This is a genomic window from Streptomyces sp. WM6386, from assembly GCF_000972385.1.
Lineage (GTDB): Bacteria > Actinomycetota > Actinomycetes > Streptomycetales > Streptomycetaceae > Streptomyces.
In genome coordinates this window covers 1-16,879 of sequence record NZ_JXTE01000110.1, presented here as the reverse complement: position 1 = coordinate 16,879, position 16,879 = coordinate 1, and the positions used below count along the sequence as shown (strand labels likewise).

The 16,879-nt window shown below is 70.6% G+C and carries 14 protein-coding genes and 4 pseudogenes; 16 read left to right on the top strand and 2 right to left on the bottom strand.

Annotated features, from left to right (window positions below; all coding sequences use genetic code 11):
* The 16 genes and pseudogenes from TN53_RS38465 to TN53_RS38400 form a co-directional block, all read left to right on the top strand.
* On the top strand, positions 1-489 hold a 489-nt coding region (locus tag TN53_RS38465), incomplete at its 5' end, for an ROK family protein (protein WP_046263496.1).
* A gap of 136 nt (positions 490-625) precedes the next feature.
* Positions 626-2,143: a sugar ABC transporter ATP-binding protein gene (locus TN53_RS38460; protein WP_046263495.1), complete on the top strand. Its 1,518-nt coding sequence runs from the start codon at positions 626-628 to the stop codon at positions 2,141-2,143.
* On the top strand, positions 2,140-3,159 hold the full coding sequence (locus TN53_RS38455; protein ID WP_046263494.1) for an ABC transporter permease: 1,020 nt from the start codon (positions 2,140-2,142) through the stop codon (positions 3,157-3,159). Before TN53_RS38460 ends, TN53_RS38455 begins: the two co-directional genes overlap by 4 nt.
* A gap of 17 nt (positions 3,160-3,176) precedes the next feature.
* Positions 3,177-4,226, top strand: a complete 1,050-nt coding sequence (locus tag TN53_RS38450) for a substrate-binding domain-containing protein (protein ID WP_046263493.1) — start codon at positions 3,177-3,179, stop codon at positions 4,224-4,226.
* 82 nt (positions 4,227-4,308) lie between these two features.
* Positions 4,309-5,511, top strand: a complete 1,203-nt coding sequence (locus tag TN53_RS38445) for a Gfo/Idh/MocA family protein (RefSeq protein ID WP_046263492.1) — start codon at positions 4,309-4,311, stop codon at positions 5,509-5,511.
* Between the two features lie 14 nt (positions 5,512-5,525).
* The gene (locus TN53_RS38440; protein WP_046263491.1) at positions 5,526-6,524 is read left to right on the top strand and encodes a sugar phosphate isomerase/epimerase family protein; all 999 of its coding nucleotides are present in this window, start codon (positions 5,526-5,528) and stop codon (positions 6,522-6,524) included.
* A gap of 103 nt (positions 6,525-6,627) precedes the next feature.
* Positions 6,628-6,774: pseudogene (locus TN53_RS46070) on the top strand (carbohydrate-binding protein); the annotation flags it as partial.
* Positions 6,775-6,789: 15 nt separating this feature from the next.
* Positions 6,790-8,127: a ThuA domain-containing protein gene (locus TN53_RS38435; RefSeq protein ID WP_046263490.1), complete on the top strand. Its 1,338-nt coding sequence runs from the start codon at positions 6,790-6,792 to the stop codon at positions 8,125-8,127.
* A 109-nt stretch (positions 8,128-8,236) separates the two neighbouring features.
* A pseudogene (locus TN53_RS38430) lies at positions 8,237-8,434 on the top strand (myo-inositol-1-phosphate synthase); the annotation flags it as partial.
* A gap of 212 nt (positions 8,435-8,646) precedes the next feature.
* Complete coding sequence (locus TN53_RS47605) at positions 8,647-8,790, top strand: hypothetical protein (protein WP_159038245.1); 144 nt, start codon at positions 8,647-8,649, stop codon at positions 8,788-8,790.
* The gene (locus tag TN53_RS38425) at positions 8,787-9,725 is read left to right on the top strand and encodes a sugar phosphate isomerase/epimerase family protein (protein WP_046263488.1); all 939 of its coding nucleotides are present in this window, start codon (positions 8,787-8,789) and stop codon (positions 9,723-9,725) included. Before TN53_RS47605 ends, TN53_RS38425 begins: the two co-directional genes overlap by 4 nt.
* Positions 9,722-10,408 carry an EboA domain-containing protein gene (locus TN53_RS38420; protein ID WP_046263487.1) on the top strand — a complete coding sequence of 229 codons (687 nt, stop codon included), beginning with the start codon at positions 9,722-9,724 and terminating at the stop codon, positions 10,406-10,408. Before TN53_RS38425 ends, TN53_RS38420 begins: the two co-directional genes overlap by 4 nt.
* Positions 10,408-11,256 carry a TatD family hydrolase gene (locus TN53_RS38415; RefSeq protein ID WP_046263486.1) on the top strand — a complete coding sequence of 283 codons (849 nt, stop codon included), beginning with the start codon at positions 10,408-10,410 and terminating at the stop codon, positions 11,254-11,256. The genes TN53_RS38420 and TN53_RS38415 overlap by 1 nt, the downstream gene beginning before the upstream one ends.
* A 3-nt stretch (positions 11,257-11,259) precedes the next feature.
* Complete coding sequence (gene eboE / locus TN53_RS38410) at positions 11,260-12,459, top strand: metabolite traffic protein EboE (RefSeq protein WP_046263485.1); 1,200 nt, start codon at positions 11,260-11,262, stop codon at positions 12,457-12,459.
* A pseudogene (locus TN53_RS38405) lies at positions 12,456-13,911 on the top strand (alkaline phosphatase family protein). Before eboE ends, TN53_RS38405 begins: the two are co-directional and overlap by 4 nt.
* A gap of 132 nt (positions 13,912-14,043) precedes the next feature.
* Positions 14,044-15,090, top strand: coding sequence for a sugar phosphate isomerase/epimerase family protein (locus tag TN53_RS38400; RefSeq protein ID WP_046263484.1), 1,047 nt, complete (start codon positions 14,044-14,046; stop codon positions 15,088-15,090).
* Between the two features lie 128 nt (positions 15,091-15,218).
* On the opposite strand, the gene TN53_RS38395 is transcribed toward TN53_RS38400, so the two are convergent.
* The gene (locus TN53_RS38395) at positions 15,219-16,604 is read right to left on the bottom strand and encodes an OFA family MFS transporter (RefSeq protein ID WP_046263483.1); all 1,386 of its coding nucleotides are present in this window, start codon (positions 16,602-16,604) and stop codon (positions 15,219-15,221) included.
* 128 nt (positions 16,605-16,732) lie between these two features.
* Positions 16,733-16,879, bottom strand: a pseudogene (locus tag TN53_RS46065) (formyl-CoA transferase); the annotation flags it as partial.

Below are 16,879 nucleotides of genomic sequence, written 5' to 3'. Positions count from 1 at the left end.
GGCGACATCGGGCACATCCAGGCCGTGCCCGACGGCCGTCCCTGCGCCTGCGGCAACCGGGGCTGCCTGGAAGCCCACTTCAGCGGGGCCGCGTTGGCCCGGGACGCCGTCGACGCGGCCCAGCAGGGACACTCCGCCGAACTCGCCACCCGGCTGGAGACCAACGGCACCCTGACCGCCATAGACGTCGCGGCCGCGGCCGCGGCAGGCGACGCCACCGCCCTCGACCTCATCCGTGAGGGCGGCAACCGAACCGGCCAGGTCATCGCCGGCCTGGTCAGCTTCTTCAACCCCGGCCTGGTGGTGATCGGCGGCGGGGTGACCGGCCTCGGCCACACCCTGCTCGCCGCGATCCGCACCCAGGTCTACCGCCAGTCGCTGCCTCTCGCGACCGGCAACCTGCCCATCGTTCTGGGGGAGTTGGGCCCCACCGCCGGAGTCATCGGCGCGGCCCGACTGATCAGCGACCACCTGTTCTCACCCGCGTAAGCCCGAACAGGCCTGCGTGAGCCGAAGAGGCCCCCGCAAGTCCGCGCAAGCCACCGGTCCGGCACAGCTCACCCGCACCACTCGCTGCCTCGCCCTGCCCTGAAACGGCCCGCACGCCAGCCGAGGGGAACCACACATGGCACCAGAACCACCGCTCCTCAGCATGTCCGGCATCACCAAGTCGTTCCCCGGAGTCCGGGCCCTCGACGGCGTCGACCTCGACGTCCAGGCCGGTGAAGTGCACTGTCTGCTCGGCCAGAACGGGGCCGGCAAGTCCACCCTCATCAAGGTCCTGGCCGGCGCCCACCAGCCCGACGACGGCACCATCACCTGGCGCGGCGAACCGGTCACCCTGCGCTCGCCGATCGCCGCCATGCGCCTCGGCATCGCCACCATCTACCAGGAACTCGACCTGGTGGAACACCTGTCGGTCGCCGAGAACGTCCACCTCGGTCACGAACCGACGGCGGCCGGATTCGTCGTACGGGGCAAGGCGGCCCGCGCGTCGACCGGCCTGCTGCTCAAGCGACTCGGGCACCCCGAGATCGACCCGGCCCGCCTGGTGGGCGAGTTGTCGGCGGCCCAGCAGCAGATCGTCTCCATGGCGCGGGCGCTCTCCCACGACGTACGGCTCATCGTGATGGACGAACCGTCCGCCGCCCTCGACCCGGACGAGGTCGACAACCTCTTCCGGATCGTCGGCGACCTCACCGCGGACGGCGTCGCCGTCGTCTACATCTCCCACCGGCTGGAGGAGATCCGGCGGATCGGCGACCGGGTCACCGTGCTGAAGGACGGACGGGCCGTCGCGGGCGGGCTGCCCGCCAAGTCGACCCCGACCCGTGAGGTCGTGGCGCTGATGACGGGACGGAACGTGGAGTACGTCTTTCCCGACCGGCCCGCGTCGCCTCCCACGGGCACACCGGTCCTGGAGGTCCGAGGCCTCGGCCGGGAGGGCGAGTTCGAGCCCTTCGACCTGACCCTGCACCCCGGCGAGATCGTCGGACTGGCCGGTCTCGTCGGATCCGGCCGATCCGAAATACTGGAGACTGTATACGGTGCACGGAAGCCGACCTCCGGGCAGGTCCTGGTCGACGGTCGACCGCTCAAGCCCGGCAGCGTACGCGCCGCCGTCCGCGCCGGACTCGGCCTCGCCCCCGAGGAGCGCAAGGCGCAGGCCCTGTTGATGCTGGAGTCCGTCACCCGCAATGTCTCGGTCTCCACCATGTCCCGCTTCTCACGCGGCGGCTGGATCGACCGCGGCGCCGAACTCGGCGCGGCGCGGGCGGCCACCCGCGAGCTGTCCCTGCGGCCCGACAACCCGTCCGCCCCGGTCCGCACCCTGTCCGGCGGCAACCAGCAGAAGGCCGTCCTGGCCCGCTGGCTCCTGCGCGGCTGCCGGGTGCTGCTCCTCGACGAGCCGACTCGCGGCGTCGATGTCGGTGCCCGCAGTGAACTGTATGCAGTCGTCCGTCGACTGGCCGACGAAGGCCTCGCCGTTCTGCTCGTCTCCAGCGAGGTGCCCGAAGTGCTCGGCCTCGCCGACCGCGTCCTCGTACTGCGCGAGGGCCGTGTCGTGCACACGGCCCCCGCCCGCGAGCTCGACGAATCCCGCGTACTGGACCTCGTCATGGAAGGAAGCCCGGCGTCATGACGCAGCATGTCTCCCCGCCCCGGGACGGCACCGGAAAGACCGCCCCCGTGGCCCGACCCCCCGTCTGGCGCGGGGTGCTGGCCCGAGTCGACCTCCGCACCCTCTCCCTGCTCGGGGTCCTCGCCGCACTGATCGTGGTCGGCGGGATCACCAAGCCGGACGAGTTCCTCGACACCCGCAACCTCCAACTCGTCCTCACCCAGGGCTCGGTGATCGGCGTCGTCACGGTCGGCATGACCTTCGTGATCATGTCGGGCGGCATCGACCTGTCCGTCGGCGCGATCGTCGCGCTGGCCTCCGTGTGGGCGACCACGGTCGCCACCCAGGAGTACGGCTTCGGCGGCATCCTCCTCACCGCGGTCCTCGTGGGCCTCGGCTGCGGCCTGGTCAACGGACTGCTCATCGCGTACGGCGGGATGGTCCCCTTCATCGCGACACTCGCCATGCTCGCCTCGGCGCGCGGCCTCGCCCTGCAGATCACCGACGGCAAGACGCAGATCGTCACCGTCGACAGCGTCCTGGACCTCGGGCTGCGCGACGCGTACGTCCTCGGCATCCCGCCGCTCGTCATGGTCTTCGCCGTCGTCACGATCATCGGCTGGCTGGTCCTCAACCGCACCACCTTCGGCCGCCGCACCGTCGCGGTCGGCGGCAACGCGGAGGCCGCCCGCCTCGCCGGCATCGACGTCCGCCGCCAACGCCTCTACCTCTACCTGCTGTCCGGGCTGTGCTGCGGCATCGCCGCCTTCCTGCTGATCATCCTCTCGGGCTCGGGCCAGAACACCAACGGCAACCTCTACGAGCTCGACGCGATCGCCGCCGCGATCATCGGCGGCACGCTGCTCAGCGGCGGCCGCGGCACCATCACCGGCTCCGTCCTCGGTGTCCTGATCTTCACCACGATCACCAACATCTTCGCCCTGAACAACCTGCAGAGCGACGTCCAGCAGATCGCCAAGGGCGCGATCATCGTCGCCGCCGTGCTGGTCCAGCGCCGTACCGCAAGCACGACCTGAGGAAAGGGTTCACCGCCATGCAGCATCCGGACAGTCGATTCACCAGCCGCAGAGGGCTGCTCTTCGGGACCGCCGCCATGGGAGCGGGTGCCCTCCTCGTGGGGTGCACGAGCAACGAGTCGGACGACGAACCGGCCGCGAACGACCAGCCGGCCGCCGACGACAAGCCCGGCAAGCAGGTCACCATCGGCTTCGCCGGACCGCAGGCCGACCACGGCTGGCTCAACGCCATCAACGACAACGCCAAGAGCCGCGCCAAGAAGTACTCGGACGTCACCCTGGAGATCACCGAGGGCTCCAACGACACGGCCGCACAGATCGGCCAGATCGAGACGCTGATCAACAAGAAGGTCGACGTCCTGGTGGTGCTGCCCGCCGACGGCAAGGCCCTCACCCAGGTCGGACTGCAGGCGATGCGCGCGGGCATCCCGGTCGTCAACCTCGACCGGATCTTCAACACCCCGCAGGCCTACCGCTGCTGGATCGGCGGCGACAACTACGGCATGGGCCTCAACGCCGGTCACTACATCGGCGAGAAGCTCAAGGGGAAGTCGGCCGCCCGGGTCATCGAACTGGCCGGCCTGGACAACCTGGAGCTGACCCAGCAGCGCACCAAGGGCTTCGACGACGCCCTGAAGAACTACCCCAACATCAAGAAGGTGGCCCGTCAGGCCGCCGAGTTCACCGTGGAGTCCGGGCAGGCCAAGATGGCCCAACTCCTGCAGGCCCAGTCGAAGTTCGACGCCCTGTGGAACCACGACGACGACCAGGGGGTCGGCGCGCTGCGGGCCATCGAGCAGGCCGGGCGGGACGACTTCCTGATGGTCGGCGGCGCCGGCGCCCTCTCCGCGTTCCAGGCCATCAAGAAGGACGACGGCGTCCTCAAGGCGACCGTCCTCTACCCGCCGACCATGGCCGCGTCCGCGATCGACCTCGCCCGCGCCCTCGGCCAGGGCAAGGGCATCGGAGGCCTCGCCGAGTTCGAGATCCCGGCCTCGCTCACGCTCTACTCGGCCGTCGTCGACAAGACCAACATCGACCAGTACATGTCCACCGGCTTCAAGTGAGGCGTCCCGCCCGACAGGCCGAGCGGCCCGTCGGGCGGAAGGCACCCCCCACCGCGCCACGACGACGAGGAGGACATTGCGCATGGCACAGCCGCAGCAGTCAGAAGGGGCCGAGAAGCCGCCCCTCAGGGTGGGCATGGTCGGCTACGCCTTCATGGGCGCCGCCCACTCCCAGGGCTGGCGCACCGTGGGCCGCGTCTTCGACCTGCCCAGGCAGCCGGTGCTGTCCGCGATCTGCGGCCGCGACCCGGCAGCCGTGCGGGCGGCGGCCGACCGGCACGGCTGGGCGGCGGCCGAGACCGACTGGCGTGCGCTGATCGCCCGGGACGACGTCGACCTCGTCGACATCTGCACCCCCGGCGACAGCCACGCCGAGATCGCCGTCGCCGCACTCGCCGCGGGCAAGCACGTGCTGTGCGAGAAGCCGCTCGCCAACACGGTCGAGGAAGCCGCGGTGATGGCACAGGCGGCCGAAGAGGCGTACGAGCGTGGCCGGTTGGCGATGGTCGGCTTCAACTACCGCCGGGTGCCCGCCACCGCGCACGCCCGGAACATGGTCGCCGAGGGACGCCTCGGGCGGCTACGGCACGTGCGGGTGACGTACCTTCAGGACTGGCTGGTAGACCCGGAGTTCCCCCTCACCTGGCGGCTGCGCAAGGAACACGCCGGCTCGGGCTCGCTCGGCGATCTCGGGGCGCACATCATCGACCTCGCCCAGTACCTGGCGGGGGAGCGGCTCGCGGGGGTCTCCGCCCTCACGGAGACCTTCGTCCGGGAACGGCCCCTGCCCGTCGGCGCCACCAGCGGGCTGTCCGCGGTGACGTCCGCCGGCACCGGCCAGGTCACCGTCGACGACGCCGCCCTGTTCACCGGCCGCTTCATCTCCGGCGCCCTCGCCTCCTTCGAGGCGACCCGGTACGCCACCGGCCGCAAGAACGCCCTGCGTATCGAACTCAACGGCGAGCGCGGCTCGTTGGCCTTCGACCTGGAGCGCCTCAACGAACTCTCGTACCACGACGCCACCGAGCCCGCCGCGCACGCCGGCTTCCGCCGCATCCTCGTCACCGAACCCGACCACCCCTACCTGGACGCCTGGTGGCCGCCGGGCCACGGCCTCGGCTACGAGCACAGCTTCGTCCACCAGGCCCGCGACCTCGTCCACGCCGTCGCCGAGGGCCGCCGCCCCGAACCCTCCTTCACCGACGGGCTCCAGGTCCAGCGCGTTCTCGCCGCGGTCGAGGAGAGCGCCGAGAAGAACTCCGTCTACACGCTCATAGCCGTCTGAGGAGGCGAAGCGACATGCCGCGCACATTCACGCTCTTCACCGGCCAGTGGGCCGACCTTCCCCTCGAAGAGGTCTGCCGTCTGGCTCGCGACTTCGGCTACGACGGGCTCGAACTCGCCTGCTGGGGCGACCATTTCGAGGTCGACAAGGCCCTGGCCGACCCGACGTATGTCACCTCGCGCCACCAACTCCTGGAGAAGTACGGCCTGAAGTGCTGGGCCATCTCCAACCACCTGGTCGGCCAGGCCGTCTGCGACGCCATCATCGACGAACGCCACCAGGCCATCCTGCCGAGCGAGGTGTGGGGCGACGGCGACCCGGAAGGGGTCCGGCGGCGCGCGGCGGACCGCATGAAGGACACCGCGCGGGCCGCGGCCGCCCTCGGCGTCGACACCGTCATCGGCTTCACGGGCTCCGCCATCTGGCACCTGGTCGCCATGTTCCCGCCCGCCCCCGAGTCGATGATCGAGCGCGGCTACGAGGACTTCGCGACCCGCTGGAATCCCATCCTCGACGTCTTCGACGAGCAGGGTGTGCGGTTCGCGCACGAGGTCCACCCCAGCGAGATCGCCTACGACTACTGGACGACCGTCCGCGCTCTGGACGCGGTCGACCGTCGACCGGCGTTCGGCCTCAACTTCGACCCCAGCCACTTCGTCTGGCAGGACCTCGACCCCGTCGGCTTCCTCTGGGACTTCCGCGACCGCATCTACCACGTGGACTGCAAGGAGGCCCGCAAGCGTCTCGACGGACGCAACGGCCGCCTCGGCTCCCACCTGCCCTGGGGCGATCCGCGCCGCGGCTGGGACTTCGTGTCCGCCGGACACGGCGACGTCCCCTGGGAGGACGTGTTCCGGATGCTGCGCTCCATCGACTACCAGGGCCCCGTCTCGGTCGAGTGGGAGGACGCCGGCATGGACCGGCTCCAGGGCGCCCCCGAGGCACTGAAGAGCCTCAAGGCATTCGACTTCGAGCCGCCGTCGGCCTCCTTCGACGCGGCGTTCGGCAACTGATTGCCCGTCAACTCCCTGGGATGACGGCGTATTCCGGCGTACCGCACCCGCCCGTACAACCGGCCCCGTTCTGGAGGCATTCGTGCACGGGAAAGACGGCACCACCCACACCTGGGAGACCTTCCAGGAAGTCAGCGCCGACCTGCCCCGCGCACCGAGGGGCACCGCCACGCTCTACCTGGCCTCCAAGGGGAGCACCGGATCCGGGGCCCTGTTCGACGTGGACGACTTCACCTTCACGACCGGCTGACAGGAGGTACGAACGATGCGCTCAACGAGCCGACTGAGCACGGCAGTTGTGGGAGCCGCTGTGCTCCTGGGCTGCGTCTGCGACCCCGCCGCCTCACAGGGCGGGCGTGACGGGGAACGCGTGCTGGTCTTCTCCAAGACGGCCGGCTTCCGGCACGACTCCATCCCCGACGGCGTCGCCGCCCTGAAGGAACTCGGCGGGGCGAGCGGCTTCAGGGTCGACGCCACGGAGGACGCCGCCGCCTTCACGCCGGGCAACCTGCGGCGCTACGACGCGGTCGTCTTCCTGTCGACGACCGGCGACGTCCTGGACGCCGCCCAGCAGAGGGCCTTCGAGGGCTACATCCGCAAGGGCGGCGGCTACGTCGGCATCCACGCCGCCGCCGACACCGAGTACGACTGGGCGTTCTACGGCGGCCTCGCCGGCGCCTACTTCCAGTCGCACCCGGCGATCCAGCCCGCGACGGTCGTCGTCGAGGACCGCGCCCACCCGGCCACCTCGGCACTGGGGCCGACCTGGAACCGGACCGACGAGTGGTACAACTACCGTTCCAATCCCCGGGAACGGGCCCATGTCCTCGCCTCGCTCGACGAGTCGTCGTACAGCGGCGGCACGATGAGCGGGGACCATCCGATCGCCTGGTGCCAGAACTACCAGGGCGGCCGTGCCTTCTACACGGGCGTCGGCCACACGAAGGAGTCGTACGCGGACCCCGTCTTCCGGCAGCATCTGGTCGGCGGCATCCTGTATGCGGTCGGCGAGGCGCAGGCCGACTGCCGACCGGAGAACGGATACAGTCCGCTGTTCGACGGCACCGCGCAGTCGCTGGACGGCTGGCGGCAGGCCGGCCCGGGCTCCTTCACCCTGGACGACGACGGCACCATCACGTCGACCGGCGGCATGGGGATGCTCTGGTACGCCGCCTCGGACTTCGGCGCGTACTCGCTCAAGCTCGACTGGAAGACGGCCGGCGACGACAACTCCGGTGTGTTCGTCGGCTTCCCGCCCTCGGACGACCCGTGGTCGGCCGTGAACAACGGTTATGAGATCCAGATCGACGCCACGGACGTGCCCGAGAAGACGACCGGGTCCGTCTACGGCTTCCGCTCCGCCGACCTGTTGAAGCGCGACCGCGCGCTGAACCCGGCGGGGGAGTGGAACACGTACGAGATCCGGGTGGAGGGCGAACGGCTCCGCGTCTGGCTCAACGGCGTGAAGATCAACGATTTCACCAACACCGATCCGGCCCGGAGCCTCACCGACGGTCACTTCGGCATCCAGAACCACGGAGCCGACGACCAGGTGTCCTTCCGGAACGTCCGGATCAAGGAACTGCCCGTCAAGGGCGGCTGAGCGGCGGCGGGCGGGGGACGCCGGACCTCCGCCCGCCGTCTCTTCCACTGCCCCGACGGGCGTTCCCTCCAGGGGTTCAGCCACGACGCGTTCGACAAGGAGGCTGCCCATGTCCGCGTCCGTTTCCTCACCACGCGTCGGTGCCCGACCGGTCGGGGCGCGCGGTTCCGTCGCGACGACCGTCGTCACCGGCTGCGTCGCCGTCACCGCGGGCCCGCAATCGCCGACCGGCCTGGTCACCGGGGCCCCGGCTCTCGCCGACAGCGGCCTGCCGGCCCTGGTGTCGCTCGTCCTCGGCGGCCACGACGGTGCGGGATCGGGACGCTCCGACCGTGCCGGTGGTGACGGGGAGGCCCGATGAGGAAGGGGCCGGGAGTGGAGCCGTCACGGACAGCCGGTGCGACGCGGCCGAACTCGTCCCGCAACGCGGACTCGCCGACGGCCGCCGACACACCAGAGACGTCCCGAGGCGCAGGCCCCGAATCTCGCGCGGCCAACCCCTCGAAACTCCACAAGGGCGTGCTCGCCATCGGCTCCTTGCTCGGCCCGTACGAGACCGGCCCGACCCTCACCGTCCGCTCCGGCGCCCGCGTCAGCGCCCTCCTCATCGCCGCACTCGCGCCGCTCGGCAGGAAGTCCGCGAGGAGGGGGTGCAACCCATGAGCCCCGAAACCGCCGCCCCTGTCCAGGGCCGATCCCGCAACGGCACGCCCCTCCGCTTCGGCTACGGAACCAACGGCCTCACCGACCTCCGGCTCGACGACGCCCTCGGCCTGCTCGCCGACCTCGGCTACGACGGCGCAGGCCTGACCCTCGACCACATGCATCTCGACCCGCTCGCCCCGGACCTCGCCGCCCGCACCGGTCGCGTGGCCCGGCGGCTGGACGCGCTCGGCCTGAGCGTCACCGTGGAGACCGGCGCCCGCTATGTCCTGGACCCGCGCCGTAAACACGGCCCCTGCCTCCTCGACCCGGACCCCGAGGACCGGGCCCGCCGCGTCGACCTCCTGATCCGTGCCGTCCGGGTCGCCGCCGACCTCGGCGCACACGCCCTGCACTGCTTCAGCGGGATCACCCCGACGGGCACCGACCAGGACACGGCCTGGAAACGCCTCGCCGAAGCCCTCACCCCGGTCCTCGACGCCGCCGCCACCGCGGGCGTGCCCCTCGCCGTCGAGCCCGAACCCGGCCACCTCCTCGCCACCCTCACCGACTTCCACCGCCTGCGCCGGGAACTCGGCGACCCCGAACCCCTCGGCCTCACCCTCGACATCGGCCACTGCCAGTGCCTCGAACCGCTCCCGCCCGCGGCCTGCGTCCGCGCCGCCGCCCCCTGGCTGCGGCACGTCCAGATCGAGGACATGCGCCGCGGCGTCCACGAACACCTTCCACTCGGCGACGGAGAGATCGACTTCCCTCCCGTCCTCGCCGCCCTGGCCGACACCGGCTACCAGGGACTCACCGTCGTCGAACTGCCCCGCCACTCCCACGCGGGCCCCCACTTCGCCGAACAGTCCCTCCCCTTCCTCCGCCGAGCGGCGGCCACCCACGCACCTCCCGGCGATCCCTCCGCCACCCCTGAAGGGAGCACCACATGACCCGCGCCGCCCACTCCACCCCGGACACCCCCACGGTGGACCCCGACGCCCTCGCCCACACCCCGCCGGCCACCCTGCACGCCCACCTCGACACCCGCCTCGCCGGAGCCGCCCGCGCCTGGCTGGACCAGGCCCTCGACGAGGCCGCCGCCCACCCCGGCGTCCACGGCCCCATCTCCGTGTGGGAACTGCGCCTGGCCGAGGCCGGCCGCCGCTGCGGGCCCGAGCACGCCGACGCCGCCCGCGTCCTCATCCTGCACGCGGCCCACGCCGACACCGCCGCCCTCACCCGCGTCTACCGGCAGGGCACCGCCGCCGAACGCCGCGCCGTCCTGCACGCCCTGCCCCACCTCGTGCCGGGCCCCGACGCGCTCCCGCTCGTCGAGGACGCCCTGCGCACCAACGACACCCGCCTCCTCACCGCCGCCGTCGGCCCCTACGCGGCCCGCCACCTGGACCCCCACCAGTGGCGGCACGCCGTCCTGAAGTGCCTGTTCACCGGCGTACCCGTCGACGCGGTGGCCGGCCTGGACCGCCGGGCCCACGCCGACCAGGAACTCGCCCGCATGCTCGGCGACTACGCCGCCGAACGCACCGCGGCGGGGCGTGAAGTGCCCGAAGACCTCCAACGCGCGCTGGCCCTGACCCAGGCGACGCCGACCGAGTCCAAGGAGCAGTCCTGATGCGCCTGTTCGACCCCCACATCCACATGACGTCCCGCACCACCGACGACTACGAGGCCATGCACGCGGCCGGCGTCCGCGCCGTAGTCGAACCCTCCTTCTGGCTCGGCCAGCCCCGCACCTCCCCCTCCTCCTTCCTCGACTACTTCGACTCCCTCCTCGGCTGGGAGCCCTTCCGCGCCGCCCAGTACGGCATCGCCCACCACTGCACCCTCGCCCTCAACCCCAAGGAGGCCAACGACCCGCGCTGCGTGCCCGTCCTCGACGAACTGCCCCGGTATCTCGTCAAGGACCAGGTCGTCGCCGTCGGCGAGATCGGCTACGACTCCATGACCCCCGCCGAGGACACCGCCCTCGCCGCCCAGCTCCAGCTCGCCGCCGACCACGAACTGCCCGCACTCGTGCACACCCCGCACCGCGACAAACTGGCCGGCCTGCGCCGCACCCTCGACGTCGTCCGGGAGTCCGCACTGCCCCCGGACCACGTCCTGGTCGACCACCTCAACGAGACCACCGTCAAGGAGGCCAAGGCCGGTGGCTGCTGGCTGGGCTTCTCCGTCTACCCCGACACCAAGATGGACGAGGAGCGGATGGTCGCGATCCTGAAGGAGTACGGCCCGGAGAAGGTGCTCGTGAACTCCGCCGCGGACTGGGGCAGGAGCGATCCCCTCAAGACCCGCAGGGTCGCCGACACCATGCTGGCGAGCGGCTTCACCGAGGACGACGTCGACCTGGTGCTGTGGCGCAACCCCGTCGCCTTCTACGGCCTCAGCGGCCGCCTCACCCTCGACGCCACGGCCACCGCACCCACCCACGAGGGCAACTCCATCCTGCGCGGGGGCGAGTAGGGCATGCGCTTCCGCCACCCCGACGGCTCCACCGTCCACCTCGCCTACTGCACCAACGTCCACCCCGCAGAGACCCTCGACGGCGTAGTCGCCCAACTCCGCGACCACTGCGAACCCGTCCGCCGCCGTCTCGGCCGCGACCGCCTCGGCATCGGCCTGTGGCTGGCCGCCGACGCCGCCCGCGCCCTGGACTCCGACCCCTCCGCCCTGCGCGCCCTGCGCGCCGAACTCGACCGGCGCGGCCTGGAAGTGGTCACCCTCAACGGCTTCCCCTACGACGGGTTCGGTGCCGAGGAGGTCAAGTACCGCGTCTACCGACCGGACTGGGCCGACCCCGAACGCCTGGAGCACACCACCGCCCTGGCCCGGGTCCTGGCCGGACTCCTCCCCGACGACGTCACCGAGGGCAGCATCTCGACCCTGCCGCTCGCGTGGCGCACCGCCGCCCACGACACCGGACGCCACGAGAAGGCCCTGCGCACGCTCGCCGAACGCCTCGACGCCCTGCAGGAGCTGACCGGACGGTCCATCCGCATCGGCCTCGAACCGGAACCCGGCTGCGTCGTCGAGACCACCCACGACGCCCTCGCCCCGCTGTCCGCGATCGGCCACCGCCGGATCGGCATCTGCGTCGACACCTGCCACCTCGCCACCTCCTTCGAAGACCCGCACACCGCCCTCGACGCGCTCACCGCGGCCGGCGTCCCCGTCGTCAAATCCCAGCTCTCGGCGGCCCTGCACGCCGAGCACCCCCATCTGCCGGAGGTCCGCACGGCCCTCGCCGCCTTCGACGAACCCCGCTTCCTGCACCAGACCCGCACGTCCCCCACTCTCAACTCCGTTCGAGCGGGAGGGGCCCCCATCGCCGCGGGACTGCGCGGCACCGACGACCTGGGCGAGGCCCTCGGCGGCGACACACTGCCCGACGCGAGCCCCTGGCGCGCCCACTTCCACGTCCCCCTGCACGCGGCCCCCGCCGCGCCCCTCACCTCCACGCTCCCCGTCCTCAGAGCCGCGCTGACCCGGCTGGTCGGCGGCCCGCACCCGCTCACCCGCCACCTGGAGGTCGAGACCTACACCTGGCAGGCCCTCCCACCCGAGCTGCGGCCCCGCGGCCGGGCCCAGCTCGCCGACGGCATCGCCGCCGAACTCACCCTCGCCCGCGATCTGTTGACGGACCTCGGCCTGAAGGAACTCCCATGAGCACCCACAAAGCCGCCACGGCCGCCGAAGCCGCCAGGGACCCCGATGCCGCCACCGACACCCACCGGACCGACCCGCGCCCCACGCCGCTCCTCGTCCTCGACGTCGTCGGCCTCACCCCCCGTCTCCTCGACCACATGCCCCACCTCAAGACCCTCGCCCGAGCGGGCTCGCACGCTCCCCTCGAAACCGTCCTGCCGGCCGTCACCTGCGCCGCCCAGTCCACCTTCCTGACCGGCACCCACCCGGCCGAGCACGGCATCGTCGGCAACGGCTGGTACTTCCGCGACCTCGGCGACGTACTCCTGTGGCGTCAGCACAACGGCCTGGTCGCCGGGGACAAGCTGTGGGACGCCGCCCGCCGCGCCCATCCCGGCTACACCGTCGCCAACATCTGCTGGTGGTACGCCATGGGCGCCGACACCGACATCACCGTCACCCGCCGTCCGATCTACTACTCCGACGGCCGCAAGGAACCCGACTGCTACACCCGCCCTGTGGCCCTGCACGACGAACTCACCGCGAAATTCGGCACCTTCCCCCTCTTCCACTTCTGGGGCCCCGGTGCCGGCCTCGTCTCCAGCCGCTGGATCATCGACGCGACCCGCCACCTCATCAGCACCCGCCACCCCGATCTGACGCTGTGCTACCTCCCGCACCTCGACTACGACCTGCAGCGCTTCGGCCCCGAGGACCCACGCTCCCTGAAGGCGGCCGCCGACCTGGACCGAGCCCTGGCCCCGCTGCTGGACGACGCCCGCGCGGAGGGCCGTACCGTCGTCGCGCTGTCCGAGTACGGCATCACCAGGGTCAGCCGGCCCGTCGACATCAACCGCGCCCTGCGCCGCGCAGGACTGCTGGAGGTGCACACCCAGGACGGCATGGAGTGCCTGGACCCGATGGCCTCACGTGCCTTCGCGGTCGCCGACCACCAGATCGCCCACGTCTATGTGCGTCGCCCCGAAGACCTGGAGGCGACCCGGGACGCCCTCGCCGGACTGCCCGGCATCGAGCAACTCCTGGACGACGAGGGAAAGAAGACCCACCACCTCGACCACCCGCGCTCCGGAGAGCTCGTCGCCGTCGCGGAGCCGGACGCCTGGTTCACGTACTACTACTGGCTCGACGACGCCCGCGCGCCCGACTTCGCGCGACTCGTCGAGATCCACCGCAAACCCGGCTACGACCCGGTCGAACTCTTCATGGATCCCCGCGACCCCTACGTCAAGGTCAAGGCGGCCACCGCACTGGCCCGCAAGAAACTCGGCCTGCGCTACCGCATGGCGGTCGTGCCTCTGGATCCCTCACCCGTCCGCGGCAGCCACGGCCGCCTCCCGGCGAACGACGACGACGGTCCGCTACTCATCTGCTCCACCCCCCCGTGCAGTCGGCGACCGGGTCGCTGCCACCGATGTGAAAGCACTCCTGCTCCGACTGGCCGGTCTCGGCTGACCGGCCCACCCACCGGCCCACCCACCGGCCCACACGACCGGTCTCCTCCGACTGGTCACCAGTGAAGCACTCGCCACTGACAACGCCCTTTGACATCACTGACAACGCCCTTTGACATCGAGGAGTTCAGGCATGAGCCGCATCTCCCAGCCCGACCCCGAGCTCACCCACCGCCTCACCAGACGAGGCATGCTCGGTGTGGCCGCGGGCGCCACCGCCGCCGCGCTCGTGGGCGCCGCCGCGACCCCCGCCGGCGCCGCCACCGAGGCCGCGTCCGGCAGCGCGGGCCGCGGCCGTCCCGTCCTGCCCCCCGGCCGGCTCGGCATCCAGCTCTACAGCCTGCGCGACAAGGTCTCCACCCTCGGCTTCGCGCCTGTCTTCGCCGAACTGGCCAAGTACGGCTACGACGAGGTCGAGTTCGCCGGATACACCCAGGGCTCGGCCGGCCCGATCACCCTCGCCCAGCTCAAGCGGCTGGCCAGGAACCACGGCCTGAACCCGATCGGCAGCCATGTCGGCTACTACTCCGACGACCCGAACGCCTACACCTTCGCCCAGAACCTCACCAAGGTCCTCGACGACGCCCAGGCCCTCGGCCTCAAGCACATCGGCACCGCCTCGGGACCGTTCCGCTACGGCTCCACCGTCGACGCCTGGAAACGCGCGGCGCAGGAGTTCAACACCTACGGCGCCGCCGCCCGGGCCCGCGGCATGAAGTTCTACCAGCACAACCACTCCGAGGAGTTCTCCTTCGCCACCGACAACCCCAAGGTCCGTCTCTACGACGTCCTGCTCGCCGAGACCGACCCCGACCTGGTGTTCCTGGAGATGGACATCTTCTGGGCGTACTCGGGCCAGTTCCGCTTCTCCAAGCGCCCCGACGGCACAGCCGCGCCGTTCGAGCCGCTGGACTACGTCCTCAAGCAGCCCCACCGCTATCCGCTGTTCCACGTCAAGGACGGTGTGAGCGACCCCGCGAACACCTACGGCTACCGCATGACCGACGTCGGCGACGGCGACATCGACTACCGGCGGTTCATCTCCGCCGTGACCAGGCTGCGCGGTGAACGGTTCGCCCACCACTGGCAGGCCGAGCACGACCAGCCGACCGAGTCCTTCACGTTCGCGCGGCGCTCCAGCGAACACCTCCACTCGCTCAGGGAGAAGTGCGGCGAGTAGCCACCCGGGTACGCGGTCTCCGATCGCGCACGCCACTCGCTCACGCAAAACGCTCGGCCGGGAGAAGCCCGGCCGAGCGTTTTGCTCGGACTGAATGCCGTTCGGCTGAACGCGCCGGGAAACCGGGATCAGTCCGTGTCCCGGCTGATGGGCATCGGGTTGGCCTTGACCTCCTTCTTCGGCCGGCCCGGCGGGGTCAGGAACAGGGCGATGAACGCGGCGAACAGAGAGATCGAGCCGGCCAGCGTGAATGCGCCACTGTGTCCCCAGTGGTCCACGACGACCTTGCCCATTCCGGCTCCGAGAAGTCCGGATACCAGTTTGGAGCTGTAGACCAGGCCGTAGTTGGAGGCGTTGTTGTTCTCGCCGAAGTAGTCCGCCGTCATGGCCGCGAACATAGGGAAGATGGCGCCACCGCCGAACCCGGAGATGCTGGAGAAGAGCAGGAACAACGGGAGGTTCTTCATGTCGGCGGACCACAGGATGCCGTACTGCGAAAGGCCGAGGACGATGCAGACGAAGATCAGGCACCGCTTTCGCCCGTAACGGTCCGACAGCCAGCCGATCACACCGCGTCCGGTGCCGTTGACGATGGCCTTCATCGACATGGCCGTCGCGACGATTCCGCCCGCGAAGCCGGCCTCCTCGCCTATGTCGACCTGGAAGGCGATACCGAAGATGTTCACGCCCGAGGTGCACAGCAGGCAGAACCACATCAGCGCGACCCGTCCGGTACGCCAGGCCTCGCCCGGCGTGTACTGCCGCACGGCAGGCGGGTTCATGGCCATGGCACGCCGGGCCCGGGGGTCGGTCGGCGGGCTCAGCGGGTCGACCTCGGCCGGCCACCAGTTCTTCGGCGGGTCCTTGAAGAAGGAGCCGGCCACAGCCACGGCCGTGGCCAGGAGGACTCCGACCGCGACGAGCACCCAGCGGAAGTTCGTCAGATCCATGTAGCTGGTGAAGAGGAAGACGAACGGCACGGAACCGTAGGCGAATCCTCCGTTGACGAACCCGGTCTTTCCTCCCTTTCGCTCCGGATACCATTTGCCGACCATGTTCACACAGGTCGCGTAGACCATTCCGGCGCCCATACCGCTGAACATGCCGAACCCGACGTACGCGACGACCACATGCGGCGCGAACGCGAGAGACAGATATCCGAGCAGTGTGCCGATCGCGCCGAGGATCATCGCCCAACGTGCGGGCAGCTTTCCGCTTTCCCTGAGCTTTCCGGCCGGGAAGGCGACCGCCGCCTGGAAGAACACCCAGACGCCGAGCATCCAGAAGATGTGGCCGTCGTTCCAGCCGTGTGCGATGTGCAGCGTGTCCTCGGCAGACGCGAACGCGTACTCCGCCGAGCTGATGCCCATCATGCCGACCCACGGCAGGATGACCATCCACTTGCGTTTACGGCCCATGATGTCGATGTCGGTCTCACCGACGCGGTACACGCGGCCGTTGGCGTCCGTCACCTCCCGGTACGGGACGGACGTCGAATAGTCGATGGTTGTCATCTGCTCAAGCACTCCTTGCGTCGAAAGATCTGGCCAGCGCCCCCTGTCCAAATGCCTTTCGTGCGCGCACGGGTCCCGGGGCCGGGCGACGCGCACCGTCGGTCGGCCCCTTGCTCGGTCATGTCACGTCAGATCACCCCGCTCGACTTGAGCAGGCGCAATTCCTCGTCACCGATGCCGAGTTCGCCGATGAGGATTTCTTCGGTGTGCTGGCCCAGGAGGGGTGGGGTGGTGATGTGGGTGGGGGAGTCGGAGAGTTTGAGGGGGTTGCCGAC

Excerpts from the sequence above, each read along its gene's own strand:
- TN53_RS38460 (WP_046263495.1), top strand. The coding sequence starts at position 626 with ATGGCACCAGAACCACCGCTCCTCAGCATGTCCGGCATCACCAAGTCG.
- TN53_RS38455 (WP_046263494.1), top strand. The coding sequence starts at position 2,140 with ATGACGCAGCATGTCTCCCCGCCCCGGGACGGCACCGGAAAGACCGCC.
- TN53_RS38450 (WP_046263493.1), top strand. The coding sequence starts at position 3,177 with ATGCAGCATCCGGACAGTCGATTCACCAGCCGCAGAGGGCTGCTCTTC.
- TN53_RS38445 (WP_046263492.1), top strand. The coding sequence starts at position 4,309 with ATGGCACAGCCGCAGCAGTCAGAAGGGGCCGAGAAGCCGCCCCTCAGG.
- TN53_RS38440 (WP_046263491.1), top strand. The coding sequence starts at position 5,526 with ATGCCGCGCACATTCACGCTCTTCACCGGCCAGTGGGCCGACCTTCCC.
- TN53_RS38435 (WP_046263490.1), top strand. The coding sequence starts at position 6,790 with ATGCGCTCAACGAGCCGACTGAGCACGGCAGTTGTGGGAGCCGCTGTG.
- TN53_RS38425 (WP_046263488.1), top strand. The coding sequence starts at position 8,787 with ATGAGCCCCGAAACCGCCGCCCCTGTCCAGGGCCGATCCCGCAACGGC.
- TN53_RS38420 (WP_046263487.1), top strand. The coding sequence starts at position 9,722 with ATGACCCGCGCCGCCCACTCCACCCCGGACACCCCCACGGTGGACCCC.
- TN53_RS38415 (WP_046263486.1), top strand. The coding sequence starts at position 10,408 with ATGCGCCTGTTCGACCCCCACATCCACATGACGTCCCGCACCACCGAC.
- eboE (WP_046263485.1), top strand. The coding sequence starts at position 11,260 with ATGCGCTTCCGCCACCCCGACGGCTCCACCGTCCACCTCGCCTACTGC.
- TN53_RS38400 (WP_046263484.1), top strand. The coding sequence starts at position 14,044 with ATGAGCCGCATCTCCCAGCCCGACCCCGAGCTCACCCACCGCCTCACC.
- TN53_RS38395 (WP_046263483.1), bottom strand. The coding sequence starts at position 16,604 with ATGACAACCATCGACTATTCGACGTCCGTCCCGTACCGGGAGGTGACG.